Annotated in this window: 13 protein-coding genes and 2 pseudogenes; 9 read left to right on the forward strand and 6 right to left on the reverse strand. The window is 67.4% G+C overall.

Annotation, left to right across the window (positions count from 1 at the left end; translation table 11 throughout):
- Nucleotides 1-38 precede the first annotated feature (38 nt).
- Together ACZZ93_RS03150 and glpK are read left to right on the forward strand one after the other, a co-directional pair.
- Nucleotides 39-791 (forward strand): MIP/aquaporin family protein, encoded by a 753-nt coding sequence (locus ACZZ93_RS03150; RefSeq protein ID WP_053095936.1) that lies wholly within the window; start codon nucleotides 39-41, stop codon nucleotides 789-791.
- Nucleotides 792-820: 29 nt separating this feature from the next.
- A complete protein-coding gene (gene glpK / locus ACZZ93_RS03155) occupies nucleotides 821-2,335 on the forward strand; it encodes a glycerol kinase GlpK (RefSeq protein ID WP_463510449.1) in 1,515 nt (504 codons plus the stop codon).
- A 2-nt stretch (nucleotides 2,336-2,337) separates the two neighbouring features.
- Here glpK and ACZZ93_RS03160 read toward each other — a convergent pair whose 3' ends face one another.
- Nucleotides 2,338-3,273, reverse strand: coding sequence for a LysR family transcriptional regulator (locus ACZZ93_RS03160; protein WP_053095933.1), 936 nt, complete (start codon nucleotides 3,271-3,273; stop codon nucleotides 2,338-2,340).
- Between the two features lie 78 nt (nucleotides 3,274-3,351).
- Between ACZZ93_RS03160 and ACZZ93_RS03165 the strand changes: the two genes are divergently transcribed.
- Both ACZZ93_RS03165 and ACZZ93_RS03170 read left to right on the forward strand, forming a co-directional pair.
- Nucleotides 3,352-4,053 carry an EamA family transporter gene (locus ACZZ93_RS03165; RefSeq protein ID WP_463510450.1) on the forward strand — a complete coding sequence of 234 codons (702 nt, stop codon included), beginning with the start codon at nucleotides 3,352-3,354 and terminating at the stop codon, nucleotides 4,051-4,053.
- Complete coding sequence (locus tag ACZZ93_RS03170) at nucleotides 3,996-4,259, forward strand: EamA family transporter (protein WP_463510451.1); 264 nt, start codon at nucleotides 3,996-3,998, stop codon at nucleotides 4,257-4,259. Before ACZZ93_RS03165 ends, ACZZ93_RS03170 begins: the two co-directional genes overlap by 58 nt.
- A gap of 9 nt (nucleotides 4,260-4,268) precedes the next feature.
- On the opposite strand, the pseudogene ffh reads toward ACZZ93_RS03170, so the two are convergent.
- Both ffh and ACZZ93_RS03180 read right to left on the reverse strand, forming a co-directional pair.
- Nucleotides 4,269-5,821: pseudogene (gene ffh / locus ACZZ93_RS03175) on the reverse strand (signal recognition particle protein).
- A gap of 13 nt (nucleotides 5,822-5,834) precedes the next feature.
- Nucleotides 5,835-6,455 carry a TetR/AcrR family transcriptional regulator gene (locus ACZZ93_RS03180; protein WP_463510452.1) on the reverse strand — a complete coding sequence of 207 codons (621 nt, stop codon included), beginning with the start codon at nucleotides 6,453-6,455 and terminating at the stop codon, nucleotides 5,835-5,837.
- A 93-nt stretch (nucleotides 6,456-6,548) separates the two neighbouring features.
- Here ACZZ93_RS03180 and lipB point away from each other — a divergent pair, with 93 nt between their 5' ends.
- Nucleotides 6,549-7,202: a lipoyl(octanoyl) transferase LipB gene (gene lipB / locus ACZZ93_RS03185; protein ID WP_363522983.1), complete on the forward strand. Its 654-nt coding sequence runs from the start codon at nucleotides 6,549-6,551 to the stop codon at nucleotides 7,200-7,202.
- Nucleotides 7,199-8,188, forward strand: coding sequence for a lipoyl synthase (lipA, locus tag ACZZ93_RS03190; RefSeq protein ID WP_053095923.1), 990 nt, complete (start codon nucleotides 7,199-7,201; stop codon nucleotides 8,186-8,188). The genes lipB and lipA overlap by 4 nt, the downstream gene beginning before the upstream one ends.
- Before the next feature lie 16 nt (nucleotides 8,189-8,204).
- On the opposite strand, the gene ACZZ93_RS03195 is transcribed toward lipA, so the two are convergent.
- From ACZZ93_RS03195 to smc, 3 genes and pseudogenes are all read right to left on the reverse strand, one after another.
- Entirely contained in the window at nucleotides 8,205-8,705 is a 501-nt protein-coding gene (locus ACZZ93_RS03195) for a DUF2004 domain-containing protein (protein WP_053095921.1), read from the reverse strand.
- A 44-nt stretch (nucleotides 8,706-8,749) separates the two neighbouring features.
- Nucleotides 8,750-9,621 (reverse strand): annotated as a pseudogene (gene ftsY, locus ACZZ93_RS03200) (signal recognition particle-docking protein FtsY).
- A 24-nt stretch (nucleotides 9,622-9,645) separates the two neighbouring features.
- On the reverse strand, nucleotides 9,646-13,185 hold the full coding sequence (smc, locus tag ACZZ93_RS03205) for a chromosome segregation protein SMC (protein ID WP_463510453.1): 3,540 nt from the start codon (nucleotides 13,183-13,185) through the stop codon (nucleotides 9,646-9,648).
- Nucleotides 13,186-13,728: 543 nt separating this feature from the next.
- On the opposite strand from smc, the gene ACZZ93_RS03210 reads away from it, so the two are divergent.
- The 3 genes from ACZZ93_RS03210 to ACZZ93_RS03220 are packed head-to-tail and all read left to right on the forward strand — an operon-like array spanning nucleotide 13,729 to nucleotide 16,185.
- The gene (locus tag ACZZ93_RS03210; RefSeq protein ID WP_053095916.1) at nucleotides 13,729-14,007 is read left to right on the forward strand and encodes a hypothetical protein; all 279 of its coding nucleotides are present in this window, start codon (nucleotides 13,729-13,731) and stop codon (nucleotides 14,005-14,007) included.
- Nucleotides 14,008-14,020: 13 nt separating this feature from the next.
- On the forward strand, nucleotides 14,021-15,109 hold the full coding sequence (locus tag ACZZ93_RS03215) for a GNAT family N-acetyltransferase (protein WP_463508046.1): 1,089 nt from the start codon (nucleotides 14,021-14,023) through the stop codon (nucleotides 15,107-15,109).
- Entirely contained in the window at nucleotides 15,106-16,185 is a 1,080-nt protein-coding gene (locus tag ACZZ93_RS03220) for a GNAT family N-acetyltransferase (protein ID WP_463510454.1), read from the forward strand. The genes ACZZ93_RS03215 and ACZZ93_RS03220 overlap by 4 nt, the downstream gene beginning before the upstream one ends.
- The last annotated feature ends 70 nt before the right edge of the window (nucleotides 16,186-16,255 follow it).

The following is a 16,255-nucleotide window of genomic DNA, read 5'->3' on the forward strand; positions in this document are numbered from 1 at the left end:
CTAAGGGGCCCTGGCACTCAAGAAAGGTCAATGAAGACATGACTGAAGTGAATCTCGGTCTCTACTTCCTCTCGGAGTTCGTCGGCACAGCGCTGCTGATCCTCCTCGGATGTGGTGTGGTCGCCAACGTCGCGCTAGCCAAGAACAAGGGCTTCGGCGGCGGTTTCCTGATGGTCAACTGGGGATGGGGTCTCGCGGTCTTCGTGGGTGTCCTCGCCTCCGCCTACTCCGGCGCCATCCTGAACCCTGCTGTCGGCATCGGCCTTCTCGTCGCAGGCAAGATCGACTTCTCTCAGTTCGCGGTCGCGACCGGTGCTGAGCTGCTCGGCGCGATCGTCGGTGCGATCCTCACCTGGCTGGCCTACAAGCAGCACTTCGACGAGGAGCCCGACCCCGCCAACAAGCTCGGCGTCTTCTCGACCGGTCCCGCGATCCGCTCGTACGGCTGGAACCTCGTCACCGAGGTCATCGGCACGTTCGTCCTCGTGTTCGCGGTCTTCGCGTTCGCTGACTACGGCGACATCGAGATCGGCGTCCCCGGAGGCCTCGGCCCGCTCAGCGCCCTTCCCGTCGCACTCGTCGTGGTCGCCATCGGTGCATCGCTCGGTGGACCGACCGGATACGCGATCAACCCGGCACGTGACCTCGGCCCCCGCATCGCCCACGCCATCCTCCCGATCAAGGGCAAGGGTTCCAGCGACTGGTCCTACTCGTGGGTCCCGGTCGTCGGTCCGCTCATCGGTGGTGTCCTCGCCGCCGTCGCTGCGCCGGTACTGCTCAACCTCGCCTGAACCCGAACCTGACTTCAAAGGAGAACACAATGGCCGACTACATCATCGCCATCGATCAGGGCACCACCTCCAGCCGCGCGATCATCTTCGACAAGAAGGGCAGCATCGTCGCGACCGGTCAGAAGGAGCACGAGCAGATCCTGCCCAAGGCAGGCTGGGTCGAGCACGACCCCGCTGAGATCTGGCGCAACGTGCAGGAGGTCATCGGACTCGCACTGAGTCGCGCCGACCTGACGCGCCACGACATCGCCGCGGTCGGAATCACCAACCAGCGCGAGACCGCTGTGGTCTGGGACAAGACCACCGGCAAGGCCGTCTACAACGCCATCGTCTGGCAGGACACCCGTACGCAGGAGATCGTCGACCGCCTCGCGGCCGACGGCGGGGTCGAGCGGTTCAAGCCCATCGTGGGCCTCCCCCTCGCCACCTACTTCTCCGGCACCAAGATCGCCTGGATCCTCGAGAACGTCGAGGGCGCTCGCGAGAAGGCGGATGCCGGCGACCTCGTCTTCGGCACGACGGACAGCTGGGTGCTCTGGAACCTCAGCGGCGGTGTCGACGGCGGCGTTCACGTGACGGACGTCACCAACGCCTCGCGCACGATGTTCATGGATCTCGAGACGCTCGAGTGGCGCGACGACATCCTCGAGGCGTTCGGCGTTCCCCGCTCGATGATGCCCGAGATCCGCTCCTCCTCCGAGGTCTACGGCGCAGCCGAGGACTCGTCATTGCTGCGCGAGACGCCGATCGCCGGCATCCTCGGCGACCAGCAGGCCGCGACCTTCGGCCAGGCCGCATTCAACACGGGCGAGAGCAAGAACACCTACGGCACCGGGTGCTTCCTGATCTTCAACACGGGTGAGGAGATCGTCCACTCGAAGAACGGCCTGCTCACCACTGTCGGCTACAAGCTCGGCGACGGACCGACGCACTACGCGCTCGAGGGCTCGATCGCCGTCACCGGATCCCTGATCCAGTGGCTGCGCGACCAGCTGGGCATCATCGGCTCCGCTCCCGAGGTCGAAGAACTCGCGAAGCAGGTCGACGACAACGGCGGCGTGTACATCGTCCCGGCGTTCTCCGGTCTGTTCGCGCCCTACTGGCGTCCGGACGCCCGCGGCGCCATCGTGGGCCTCACCCGCTACGCGAACAAGAATCACATCGCTCGCGCAGCGCTCGAGGCGGTCGCATTCCAGACCCGCGACGTGCTCGACGCCGTCAACGCGGATGCCGGGGTCGACCTCACGGAACTCAAGGTCGACGGCGGGATGGTCGCGAACGACGCGCTCATGCAGTTCCAGGCCGATGTGCTCGGTGTGCCGGTCGTTCGCCCCGTCGTGGCGGAGACGACGGCGCTCGGCGCCGCTTACGCGGCCGGTCTCGCCGTCGGATTCTGGAACGGACTCGACGATCTCTCCGCCAACTGGCAGGAGGACCGCCGTTGGGAGCCCTCCATGGAAGACGGAGAGCGCGATCGCCAGCTGCGTCTGTGGCGCAAGGCCGTCAGCAAGTCGATGGACTGGGTCGACGAAGACGTGAAGTGACCTCAGATACCTGAGTGGGCGGGCCCGGAGGATTCCTCCGGGCCCGCTTCATCATTCCGGCGCGACGTCATCGACTCGACGACGCGGAGGAAGGCGGACGTGACGTTGCGCGGGGCGCGATCGTCCCAGGCGACGTACTGAACCCGTACGGGACCATCGACGAGATCGACCGCCGCGACGTCGAAGGACGACGTAGCGATCACCCCCGGTGCCAGCAGTGAGATCGCGAGCCCCTGGGAGACGAGACCCAATATCAGCTCAGACGAGTCCGCTTGGAAGGGCACGTCACGTGTGATGCCGGCTGCCGCGAAGGCAGCGTCCGCCTGGGCGCGGCCAGATGTGCCCGCGGGAAAGTCCGCGAAGACCTCATCCGCGAGGTCGGCGAGGCTGACGCCGACATGCCCGGAGATGCGGTGAGCAGGGGATGCCGCGACGACAAGGCGTTCGCGGGCGAGTGCGCGAAATGCCACGCTCCGAGGCTCGACGCCCTCTCGCAGTCCCAGCAGAGCGACATCGAGGTCGCCGCGCCGAACGGCCTCCACCAGCGTGTCGCTGTTGCCGACCGTGAGCTCGACCGCGGCATCCGGATGAGCGGCGCGGAACCGTGCGATCGCTTGCGGGACAGGGACGGCGCTGCCCGTGGGGATGACACCGAGATGAAGGGTGCCCACGACGCGGCCGGCCGTGGCAGCCGCAGCGTCACGCGCATCGTGCGCTGCTCTGACCGCCCGATTCGCATGGACGAGGAATGCCTCACCCGCCTCGGTGGTGCGTACGCTGCGGCTCGATCGGACGAACAGCCGCTGCCCGAGTTCCCGCTCGAGAGCAGCTATCTGGTGGCTCAGCGCCGACTGCGTCACGAAGCAGCGCTCGGCGGCGCGCGTGAAACTGGCGGACGACGCGACTTCGACGACGTATCTCAACTGCTGCAGATCCATGCATTCATGATCGCAGTTCATGTGTCAGGTGAGAACCATGCGTTGGACTCATGGCTAATGGGCATTCAGGCTGAAGGAATGAACCGCCTCGCCCTGCTGCTGCTCACCGCGCTGGCCCCTCTGTCGTGGGGCACCACCTACCTCGTGACGACGGAGTTGCTCCCGACCGGTCATCCCCTCTTCGCAGGACTCCTCCGCGCGCTTCCTGCGGGATTCGTCGCCATGGCGATCGGTCGCGCTCTGCCGCGTGGAGCCTGGTGGCTGAGATCTCTCGCACTCGGAACCCTCAACATCGGCGCATTCTTCCCGCTCCTGTTCATCGCCGCGGAAAGGCTGCCCGGCGGAGTCGCCGCCGCCGTCGCGGGTGTCCAACCGCTGACCATCCTCGGACTGAGTGCTCTGCTGCTCGGAGACCGCATCCGCCCTGTCACGGCGATCACTGCCGCCGTGGGTGCCGGAGGCGTCGCTCTCGTCGTGCTCGGACCAGCAGCCCAGCTCGATGCCCTCGGCATCCTGGCGGCGCTCGGCGGGGTGACTGCGACCTCGGTGGGGATGATCCTCACCAAGCGCTGGGGGCGCCCGGCAGGCGTGGGGGCCGTCGCCTACGCGGGGTGGCAGCTGACTGCGGGCGGGCTGGTCCTGCTGCCCCTCGCCCTGCTGTTCGAAGGCACTCCCCGACCGTCGACGGCGGAGCAGCGCTCGGGTACGTCTGGCTCGGATCGGTGGGAGGCCTGCTCGCCTACATACTGTGGTTTCGAGGCATCCAGCAGCTGCCGGTGATCGCACCCGGGCTGCTCGCTCTGCTCTCCCCCGTCGTGGCGAGTCTGCTGGGCGCACTCGTCGCCGGTGAGAGGTTCACGACGGCTCAGGTCGTCGGTGTCGTTCTCGTCCTGGTCGCCCTCGTCGGAGGACAGCTGACCGCGCTCCGGCGACCCCGCCGGTCGTCACGTGTTCCCGAACCGGCGCCGCCCGCGCGCCGACTCTGAAGGGACGCCTCAGCTCTTGCCGAAGAGCTTCTGGATCTCCGCGAGGTCGGCTTCGCTCGGCGCCTTCGCGCCCCCGAGACCGAAACCCGAACCCGTCGGAGTCGACGTCGGAGCGAGGCCGGCGTTCTCGGCGGCGCGCTTGGCGGGGTTGCCCGAACGCGAACCGCCGGAGGACTTGCCCTTCTTGCCGCGCTTCGACGACGCGCCGGGCTTGCCCATGCCGGGCATCGACCCCATGCCGGGGATGTTGGGGGTGCCACCGCGCGCGACGGTCTTCATCATCTTCGCGGCCTGATCGAAGCGCTGGACGAGCTGGTTGACATCCGTGACCGTCATTCCCGAACCGCGGGCGATACGCAGGCGACGCGAGCCGTTGAGGACCTTCGGATTGCGGCGCTCACCGGGAGTCATGGAGCGGATGATCGCCTCGGTGCGATCGATCTCGCGCTCGTCGAAGTCCTCGAGCTGCTGCTTCATCTGCCCCATGCCGGGAAGCATTCCCAGCATCTTCTTCATCGATCCCATCTTCTTCATCTGCTGAAGCTGGTCGAGGAAGTCTTCGAGTGTGAACTGCTCGGTCGCGAGCTTCTCGGCCATCTTGACGGCCTCTTCCTCATCGAAGGCCTGCTGGGCCTGCTCGATGAGGGTGAGGATGTCGCCGAGATCCAGGATCCGGCTGGCCATGCGATCGGGGTGGAACGGCTCGAGGTCTTCGAGGCGCTCACCGGTCGATGCGAAGATGATCGGGCGTCCGGTCACGGAGGCGACGGACAGCGCCGCACCACCGCGGGCATCTCCGTCGAGCTTCGACAGCACGACGCCGGTGAAGTCGACACCCTCCTGGAACGCACGAGCGGTGTTCACCGCATCCTGGCCGATCATGGCGTCGATGACGAAGAGAACCTCGTCGGGGTCGGTGGCCTTGCGGATGTCGGATGCCTGCTTCATGAGCTCGGCATCCACGCCCAAGCGTCCGGCGGTGTCGATGATGACCACGTCGTGCTGGTGACGTCGCGCATGCTCGACACCGTCACGCGAGACCTTGACCGGGTCGCCCACGCCGTTGCCCGGCTCGGGTGCGTAGACGGTGGCACCGGCCTGCTCGGCGACCACCTGGAGCTGGTTCACGGCGTTCGGGCGCTGGAGGTCCGCCGCGACGAGCAGAGGAGTGTGTCCCTCCCCTCGAGCTGCTTCGCGAGCTTGCCCGCGAACGTCGTCTTACCCGAACCCTGGAGTCCTGCGAGCATGATGACCGTCGGCGCGGTCTTGGCGAACTGGAGACGACGCTGCTCGCCTCCGAGGATCTGCACGAGCTCCTCGTTGACGATCTGCACGACCTGCTGGGCCGGGTTCAGTGCCTTGTTGACCTCGTCGCCGAGGGCACGTTCGCGCACCTTCGCGGTGAAGTCCTTGACGACCGTGAGCGCGACGTCGGCGTCGAGCAGCGCACGCCGGATCTCGCGCACTGTGCCGTCGACGTCGGCCGCAGTGAGCTTTCCCTTCGTGCGAAGGTTGCGGAAGGTCTCGGTGAGCCGATCGGAGAGCGTGCCAAAGGTAGCCATGGTGACACCGAGTTTACGCGAATCCTGACCCGTTCTCCGCGCTCGCTGCCGCGGTCCACGGCAACCGCGCGATCGCGCGCACAGCGTCGGCGAATCGATCGCTGACCGAACCGCGACCTGCGCCGCTCTCGGCCCAGGCTCGCACCGCAGCGAGAACCGCGGCGGCCCACGTCGCTGCCGCGATGTCGGCGGTGAGCGCGGGGACGCCAGAGCGCCGGGCGAGATCGGCGAGGGTCGCAGCCAGGCGCGCCTGTCGCCGTGCGGCGTCCTGCTCGAGTTCGTCGTCGAGCCCCATCGCGGACGAGTTGTTGATCGCGAGTGCGAGGCTGTCGGGTGCGAAGTCGTCGACGAGAGCCGAGAGGATGCGTCTGACGTGCGCGCCGTCACGATCTTCGTGCACCGCGACCAGATCTTCGACCGCACGACCGATGCGGTCGTCGAGACCGGACCAGAGCACGTCGCTCTTCGACGAGAAGTAGTTGAAGAAGCTCGAGCGGCTCACTCCGGCTCGCTGGGTGATGTCGGCGACCGAGGTGGCGTCGTATCCCTGCTCGAGGAACAGCTCGCAGGCAGCCTCGGCGAGAGTCTCCCGCGAAGACACCTTCGGCCGCCCTGCTCGGCTCGTGCTGCTCATGTCAACACGCTACCGCGCGTCGCTGCGGCGCGCCGCCGTCAGTGCGGAGGAGTATTCTTAGACGCAATCCATTTATTGACGAGAGTGGTCTCCATGCTCGAGATACTGACGGCGGGTCTCGCCCCGACGTACGTCCCGTACACCGTGGGCTGGGATCTGCAGCGCAGCATCCATGCCGACGTCGTGTCCGGCACCCGTCCGGACACGCTCATCCTCCTCGAGCATGAGGCCGTGTACACCGCCGGCAAGCGGACCGAGCCGCAGGAGCGCCCCCACGACGGCACTCCGGTGATCGACGTCGACCGCGGCGGGAAGATCACCTGGCATGGCCCCGGCCAGCTCGTGGGATACCCGATCGTCCGACTGCCCGAGCCGATGGACGTCGTCGCTCACGTCCGCCGCCTCGAGCGCATCCTGATCGACGTGCTCCGTCCGCTCGGCGTCGACGGGTACCAGGTCGAGGGACGCAGCGGCGTATGGGTCCGCCGCCCGCTCTCGGAGGACAAGGTCGCGGCGATCGGGGTGCGTGTGCAGCAGGGCGTCACGATGCACGGCTTCGCGATCAACTGCGACAACACTCTCGCGGGCTTCGGCGGCATCATCCCGTGCGGGATCACCGACGCGGGCGTGACGACGGTGAGCGAGGTCGTCGGTGCTGACGTCTCCCCCGCCGACATCAGCGCCTCCGTGTCCGCCGCCTTCCTCGCCGATTACTCGACCGCCGACCGTGTAGGAGCCTCCAGATGACCGCCGCACCCGAGGGACGCAAGCTCCTCCGCCTCGAGATCCGCAACGCCGAGACGCCCATCGAGCGCAAGCCGGAATGGATCAAGACGAAGGCCAAGATGGGGCCCGAGTACACCGCGCTCCACTCGCTGGTGAAAAGCGAGGACCTCCACACCGTGTGCCAGGAGGCGGGGTGTCCGAACATCTTCGAATGCTGGGAGGACCGAGAGGCGACCTTCCTCATCGGCGGGTCGCAGTGCACCCGTCGGTGCGACTTCTGCCAGATCGACACCGGCAAGCCCGACGCCTACGACACGGATGAGCCGCGCCGGGTCGCCGAGAGCGTCGTGCGGATGAACCTCCGCTATGCGACGGTCACCAGCGTCGCCCGCGACGACCTCCCGGACACCGGAGCCTGGCTGAATGCCGAGACCGTCCGGAAGATCCACGAGCTCAACCCGAACACCGGAGTAGAGCTGCTCGCCAACGAGCACAACGCCGATCCAGCCTTCCTCGGCCAGATCTTCGACGCACGCCCCGAGGTCTTCGCCCACAACGTCGAGACCGTGCCGCGCATCTTCAAGCGCATCCGCCCTGCATTCCGGTACGAGCGCTCGCTCGATGTGATCACCCAGGCACGCAACGCGGGACTGATCACCAAGTCCAACCTCATCCTCGGAATGGGCGAGGAACCGGAGGAGGTCGTCCAGGCGCTGAACGACCTGCACGACGCCGGCTGCGACATCATCACCATCACGCAGTATCTGCGGCCGTCTCCTCGTCACCTGCCTGTCGCACGGTGGGTAAAGCCGACCGAGTTCGTGGAGTTCAAGGAGGAGGCCGAGCGGATCGGCTTCCTCGGCGTGCTCGCAGGCCCCCTCGTGCGCTCGTCCTACCGCGCCGGCCGGCTGTGGGCGCAGTCGATGGTGTCGAAAGGACGCGAGATCCCGCCGCACCTGGCGCACATCGCCGAGAGTGCAGACCTCGGCTTCGCCCAAGCCGTCTGAACTGAGGCGGGAACGGTCAGTCCGCGCTCATCACGGATTGCACGCTGCCGTCGGAGCCGAGGTTCACGAGCAGGACGTCGTCGGTGGTGGTGGCGTCGAGCGCGTACTCCAACACGGCGAAGGGCTCGGACCCACCGTGCTCGTCGGCGAGGATCGTCATGCTCATGAGCCGGAGCGATCGGATGATGTCGACGGCGGCGTCACCGCTCACGTCGACGAGGACGTCTTCGAGCTCGTCACCATACGCCTCCTGCTGCTGAAGGATGTACTCGGTGACCTCGCTCGTGCGATCGTCGACCTCCGCGAGCATGCCCCGCCGCGAGACCGCGTCGACGTTCTCGATCCCCGCGATGAGCGAAGCGGCGATGTCGAGCGCGTCGGCAGAGACATCGTCCTGGTCGGGAGCCGTGAGGTCGACGGTGACGCTCTGGTCACCGAGCTCCACCGTCTCGGACCAGAAGATCGAGCCGTCGGGCCCTGAGGACAGGAGTCCGAAGTAGTCGTGTTCGATCGCCATAACGCTATGAAACCAGCCTCGTGCTCGCGGCGGTAGTCCCGTCGTCAGCCGACGAGCGACTTGACGAAGACATGGGGGGTGAATCCGGTCAGATCATCGATGCCCTCGCCCTGCCCGAGGAGCTTGACGGGGATGCCGGTGCGCTCCTGCACGGCGAGGACGAAACCGCCCTTCGCCGATCCGTCGAGCTTGGTCAGGACGAGACCGGTGACGCCGGCATGCTGGAGGAAGGCCTCGGCCTGCATCACTCCGTTCTGCCCGGTCGTGGCGTCGAGCACGAGAAGGACCTCGCTGATCGGCGCCTGCTTCTCGATCACCCGACGGATCTTTCCCAGCTCATCCATCAGCCCGCCCTTGGTGTGCAGACGACCGGCCGTGTCGATGATCGCGATCTCGATGCCCTCACGCTGGGCGAACTCGATCGTCTGGTAGGCGACGGATGCCGGATCCTGGCCCTCCTGCTGGGGACGGACGATCGCCGCTCCCCGCGCTGCGCCCAGGTGGCGAGCTGATCGACGGCCGCCGCACGGAACGTGTCGGCTGCGCCGACCACCACGCTGCGCTGGAACCCGCGGAGGAACTTGGTGAACTTGCCGATCGTCGTGGTCTTGCCGACGCCGTTGACTCCCACGACGAGCACGACCGCCGGTCGCTCGGTGAGCTTCAGGGTGGTGTCGAACTTCGCGAAGTGCTCCTCGAGCGTCTCGCGCAGCATCCGCTGGAGATCCTGCGGATCGGTCGTGCGGTAGCGCTCGACCTTCTCTCGAAGCTCCTCGACGACCCTCTCGCTGATGTCGGGACCGAAGTCAGCCGTGATGAGGGCGGTCTCGAGGTCCTCCCACGTCGTCTCGTCGATAGTGGGCTTGACGAACATCCCGCGCAGCGCGCGAGTGAGGGACCACGACTTCTCCGCCATGACTCCAGCCTACGGGTAGCGCCGTCAGACGGCGGCCGCGCGGTCGCCCACGCGCTGCCCGACGACCGCAGAGACGCCGTCCTGACGCATCGACACACCGTAGAGAGCGTCCGCGATCTCCATGGTTCGCTTCTGGTGCGTGATGACGAGCAGCTGCGAGCTCTCGCGAAGCTGCTCGAACACGGTGAGCAGGCGGCCGAGATTGGCGTCGTCGAGCGCCGCCTCGACCTCGTCGAGGATGTAGAAGGGGCTCGGGCGCGCCTTGAAGATGGCGACGAGCAGCGCGACCGCGGCGAGGGAGCGTTCACCTCCCGAGAGCAGGGAGAGCCGCTCGATCTTCTTGCCGACCGGACGCACCGACACCTCGATGCCCGTGGTGAGCATGTTCTCGGGATCCGTCAGCGAGATGCTTCCGGATCCGCCGGGGAACAGCAGCGGGAAGACCTCTCCGAACGCGATCCTCGTGTCTTCGAACGCGCTCGCGAAGATCGTCTGCATCCGCTCGTCGAGATCGGCGATGATCGTGAGCAGATCCTGACGGGTCTGGGTCAGGTCGGCGAGCTGTTCGGTGAGGAATGCATGGCGCTGCTCGAGTGCCGCGAACTCCTCCAGCGCGAGCGGGTTCACGCGCCCGAGTTGAGCGAGCTTGCGCTCCGCATCAGCCAGTCGACGCTGCTGAATCCGTCGATCGAACGGGATCGCCGTGTCGAGCTGCTCGTCATCGGCGGGCTCCGCAGCGGGGTCCCGCGGAACGAGCTGGTCGGGACCATATTCCGCAACGAGAATATCTTCGTCGAGCGCGAGCTCCGACGCCACCCGCTCCAGGAGGCTGTTGAGGTGCAGCTTCTTCTCATGGATCTGCAGCTCGAGACCGTGGACGCTCTCGGTGAGGCCGGCCAACCTCTCCCGGAGCGAGGTCTCCTGCGCGCGCAGAGCGGTCAACTCCTGGTTCTGCGCCGATCGCGCCGACTCCGCCTCGGCCAGCGCGACGCGTGCCTCGGTGACGGACCGATCGATCGAATCGAGGATGCGCGGGAGCTCTAGCGCGACGCCGGATGCCGCCTCGCGCTGCGCACGGCGGATGACGGCCCGGCGCGCTGCCTCGGCAGCCGCGTCCCGCTCCTGCTCGCGCTGCCGCTCGAGACCGACAACCCGGGACTGGGCAGCGCGCACGCGCTCACGCAGCGTCTCGATCTCCAGGCGAGCCCTGACCTCGCCCTCGCGTGCGATCTCGAGCGCTTCGAGCAGTCCGTCACGCGCTGAGGCGTCGAGCACGGGCCGCGGCGCCGCGACAGCGGCGTCCCACTCGGCCTTGGCTGCCTCCGACGCGGCCTCGGCCTCCTGCACCGCGCTCTGCGCCTGCGCGAGCCCGTTCTCGAGTCGCTCGCACTCGGCGACCGCCGATTCGTGGGTGACCGTGATGCGGTTGACCTGCTCGGCGTGCGTCGCCAGCGCGGCATCGTGCTCGCGGAGCGCCCGGAGCGCGTCCTTCGCCAGACGACGGGATGTCTCGACGGACTCGTTCGCGTCCTCACGCGCCTCCCGCAGCGAGTCGACGATGACCTGCACTTCGGCCAGGCGGTCGTTCGCCGCGTCTCGTTCGGCGGCGAGCTCGAGGCGCGAGCGTTCGCCGCCGGAACCCGTGCGCAGAGTCTGAGCGGTGACGACGTCGCCGGCGGTGGTCACGATCGTGGTGGTGGTGTCGCCGGCGAGATCGAGTGACACTCGCGCGGCACGCGCTGCGTCGAGGCTGTCTGCGATGACCACGTGCGACAGGATCCCGAGGACGCCGTCCGGCGCCGTGACCGTGTCGACCGCGCGGGTCACCCCATCGATGGTTGGTAGCTCGATCGACGGACGCGCGGAGTCGGCGATCACGAAATCGACCACTCCCCGTCGCTGCTCCGACGCGTCGCCGGCGAGGTCGAACGCATCGTCCGCGCCGTCGACGAGGACGCCTTCAGTGAGGGGACCCAGCACCGCCGCGACGGCAGCTTCGAATCCGCTCCTGACCTGCACCGAGTCGCCCACGAGTCCGCGTATCCCCGGACCGCCGGTCTTCACGATCTCCGCGGCTCCTCCGGAGATCGCGAGCGCGCTCCCGAGCGCCGCCGACTTCGCGGTGAGCGCGTCGACCTCGCGTTCCGCCGCGTGCAGCCGCTCTCGGAGTGTCTCCCGCTCGGCTTCGGCCGCGGTCGCAGCCCGCTGCGCGTTCTCGTACGTTGCGGAATGCTCGGCTGCCGTGCCCTCAGGCCCCTCTGCATCGGCGATCGCCTCGAGGGCTTCCGCTGCCTCACGACGGCGCGCGTTCGCCGCCTCGAGAGCGTTCTCCTGTCGAAGAACCGCACCCCGCACGGCAGCGAGAGCGGACGCCGCCGCATCGGCTGTGCCACGCAGCGAACTGATGCGCATGTCGTACTCCGACACCAGCGCGCTCTGTTCGGCGATGTCGACGTCGAGAGTGTCGAGTTCGGCGCGCGCGAGCATCACCTCGCGGCTCGCCACGGTCGCCGCTTCCTGGGCGTCACCGAGGCCCGCGGAGATCACGGTGATCTCATCTTTCGCCTCGTCGATCGTGCTCTGCGTGACCGTGACGGCGGTCACGGCCGCGTCATCGTCGTCCGAGCCGAGCAACGCGAGCCGCTGATTGGCCAGAGTGTAAAGCCCGCGCATCCGCTCCTGCACCTGCTCGAGACCGAAGGCGACGCTTCGCGCCTGATCCACCGCGGCCGAGTTCTGATCCTGCTCGAGCCGTGCGATGTTCGCCCGCACCGCCTCCGCCTGATCGGACAGCACCAGTCGTTCGGTATGTCTCTCGTTCTCCGTGCGCGTGTGATCGGCCAGGGCGGTGCGCAGCGCCACGACGTCGTCGGCGAAGATCCGGGCCTTGGCATCGCGGACGACCGCGGCGATCGTCTGCGCCTCTCGCGCGATCTCGGCCTGGCGTCCCAGCGGCTTCAGTTGACGGCGGATCTCACCCGCGAGGTCGCTCAATCGCGTGAGGTTGGTCTCCATCGCATCGAGCTTGCGAAGGGTCTTCTCCTTGCGCCGCCGATGCTTGAGGATGCCGGCGGCTTCTTCGATAAAGCCACGACGGTCTTCCGGCGATGCCTGGAGCACTGTGTCCAGCCGGCCCTGTCCGACGATGACGTGCATCTCGCGTCCCAGCCCCGAGTCGCTGAGGAGCTCCTGCAGATCGAGCAGGCGGCAGTTCTCTCCGTTGATCGCGTACTCGCTCGATCCGTTGCGGAACAGAGTCCGGCTGATCGTGACCTCGGCGAACTCGATCGGCAGTGCTCCGTCGCTGTTGTCGATCGTCAGCTGCACCTCGGCGCGGCCCAGCGGCCCCCGGGTCGAGGTGCCTGCGAAGATGACGTCTTCCATCTTGCCGCCGCGCAGCGTCTTGGCCCCTTGTTCGCCCATGACCCACGCGAGGGCGTCCACCACGTTGGACTTTCCTGACCCGTTGGGTCCGACGATGCAGGTGACACCCGGCTCGAAGACGAAGCTGGTCGGCTGCGCGAAGGACTTGAACCCCTTGAGGGTCAGGCTCTTCAGATGCATGCGCGTACCGCGTCTCGGGGGTGAATCACGCCCATACGCTACCGGAATGACGGCTCAGAACGGGCATCCCGCGCGGGTTCGCAGTGAACCGGAATTCCGCGCGACACGCCGATCCACGCCGGTCATGCTTGACGGACACGCCCGGGTTTCGCTACCGTAACCTCCGGATCGCCACACGAAAGGAGGTTACCGATGATCACTCAGCTCACTGCTCAGGCCACTGGCCTCGCCGCGCCATTCGCGCCGCGCTCTGCGCACTCGGTAACCGCCGGCGTCCGTCGAAGCGCTCTCTCGTAGAACCGCAGCCCGAGAACTCTGCCCCGAACCATCCACCGGTCTCCGACCTGTGACGGGGCTTCTCGCCCGCTCTACTCCGCGCTCCGCCCTCTGATCCTCTCCGGATCACGGCTCTCCGCCGATCCCGGTGCTCGCCTTCGGGCGCACCGGGCTCTCGACTCTCACCGCGCACCGCCGCCCTTCAACGAAGGCCCTGCGGCCGCGTTCGCCGCACCCATCACCACCATTCATCTCGAAGGAATCATCGTGAACACCACGCTGTACCGCAGCATCCCCCACCCTCCGGATACCGAGGACCAGCAGGTCCTCCACATCCCCGCACCCGATGAGCTGCGGCGCCTCGCGCTGGCAGATCGTCTCTCTCTCCGGATCGGCCTCTGGCTGCTCCAGAGGGCACAGCGCCCTCGCCCGGTACGTCGTATCGCCGCCGCCGAAGCGGATGCGCTGCGTCTCGATCGACGTGATCGCACGCCCGGCGAGACCTACGCCCTGCTCACCTACGACCTGCAGCGTCAGCTGCGCTGACCTGGAGATCGCCATGAGCATTCCGCTCACCCCTGATGCGTCGCTGCATCCGCTCGTGCTGCCGGCACGAGCGGATGCAGCTGACGCCGCCGAATTCCGCGAGCTCGCCCGCGTTCGCAACGCCGTCTACCGAGAGCTCACCGGACGCACCGAGCAGGATCTGACGCCAGAGGCGCTGCTTCCGATCCTGCGCTCTCGCAAAGAGCGCACGACTGCCGTGTGGGCGGTGCGCGTCGGAGGCGAGATCGTCGGGCGCACAGTCATCGACATTCCTCATGAGGAGGGGTCGCGTGTGGCGATCGCCGCGATCGAGATCCACCCCCGTGTCTGGGGTCAGGGGATCGGAACCGCGATCCTGCCGCACGTCGAGGCCTTCGCCCGTCTCCACGGCCGCGAGGTCATTCAGAACTGGTCGGAGCAGCCGGCCAGCGACGGACCCAGGCTGCAGGCGAAGACGGGCTTCGGCAGCGTTCCGGACGATCACGTCGCACGATTCCTCATCCGCCACGGATTCGCCCTCGAGCAGGTCTATCGGGTGAGCCGCCTCGCGGTCACCCAGGAGACGGTTCAGCGTGCCGAGGAGCTGCGCGAGGACGCGCGAGCGCTCTCACAGGACTATCGCGTGCTCCAGTGGATGCTTCCGACGCCACCGGAGCACGTCGACGGCTACGCATGGCTCAAGTCGCGCATGTCGACCGACGCCCCCTCGGCCGATCTCGAGACCGACGAGGAGGCCTGGGACGCAGAGCGTCTGGTCGCCACGGAGAAGAGAGTCGCGGAGATGGGCCAGATCATGCAGGTCACTGTCGCGCAGCACATCCCGACAGGCGAGCTCACCGCATTCACCGAACTCGGAATCGGTCCGGATCCCACCGCCACCACACACCAGCACGACACCCTGGTGCTCACCGAGCACCGCGGCCATCGTCTGGGGCAACTCGTGAAGTGCGAAGCGTTCCTGTCGTGGACAGGCATCGCTCCCGCGTCACGCGACGTGATCACTTACAACGCCGAGGAGAACCGGCCGATGCTCGCCATCAACGAGGCGATGGGATTCACCGCCGTCGCCTATGAAGGCGCGTGGAAGAAGGAGCTGTCATGACGACCAGCACACTGACGATCACACCTCTGGCCGTCCCCCGCGCGCTGGACGCCGAGGATGCCGCGGACTTCCGCGCATACGGAGAGCTCAACAGGCAGATCTGCGAGGAGCTGGTCGGTCTGCCCGACATCGCCCCCGATGCCGCGCAGATGCTCGCATCGTGGCAGGATCCCAGCGATACCCTGCAGACCGGGTTCGTCGCCAGGCTCGGAACCGAGATCGTCGGCATGATCACTCTCTCCTACGCTCAGGAGGCGGAGGCGAACGCCGCAGAGGCGGACCTCCTCGTGCCGGCGAGCCAATGGGGACGCGGTGTCGAAGACGCTCTCCTGTCGCTCGCCGAGGCGGAGGCGCGCGCACACGGCCGATCCCTGGTGCAGACCTGGACGCTGCACAGGCCCATGGAGTCGGACCGGATGATCACACCGCGAACAGGGTGGGGTCGCATTCCGGCGATTCCGCTGTCGGACGCTCTCGTCGCCCGCGGATACGAGTTCGAGCAGGTCGAACGCAACAGCGAGCTCGATCTGCGCTCCGACCCCGCCCCGCTGCGGGCCGCTCTGGAATCGGCGAAGACCGCCGCCGGCGACGACTACCGGGTGCTCCAGTGGATGGCGCCGACACCGCCCGAGTTCCGTGACGGGTACGCGGCGATCCTCGCTCGCCTGTCTACTGACGCCCCGAGCGGCGACATGGACTTCGTCGCCGAGGAGTGGGATGCGGAACGTGTCGTGCGCCGTGAGCGACGGCTCACGGGGGCCGGTCAGGCTCTGTCGATCGTCGCGGTGCAGCATGTGCCCAGCGGAGACATGGTGGCCTACAACGAGCTGCTCGTCGGGGCGGACCGCGCAGGAGTGACCCACCAGCTCGGCACTCTGGTGTCTCGCGAGCACCGCGGGCACCGTCTCGGCACGATCGTCAAGTGCGCGAATCTCCTCCGTTGGAGAGAGCTCATGCCGCTCACCCCGACAGTCTCGACGTTCAACGCAGAGGAGAACCGTCCCATGTTGAGCATCAACGAGGCGATCGGTTTCGCGCCTGTCTCCTATGCGGGAGCGTGGCAGAAGCGGATCTGATCGAGATCATCCGAGCGGTGTACGCGGCCGGCCACGGATCATCCGCCCGGCCGACGCAGCGGTCTCGGTA

The organism is Microbacterium sp. AC026, assembly GCF_979258475.1.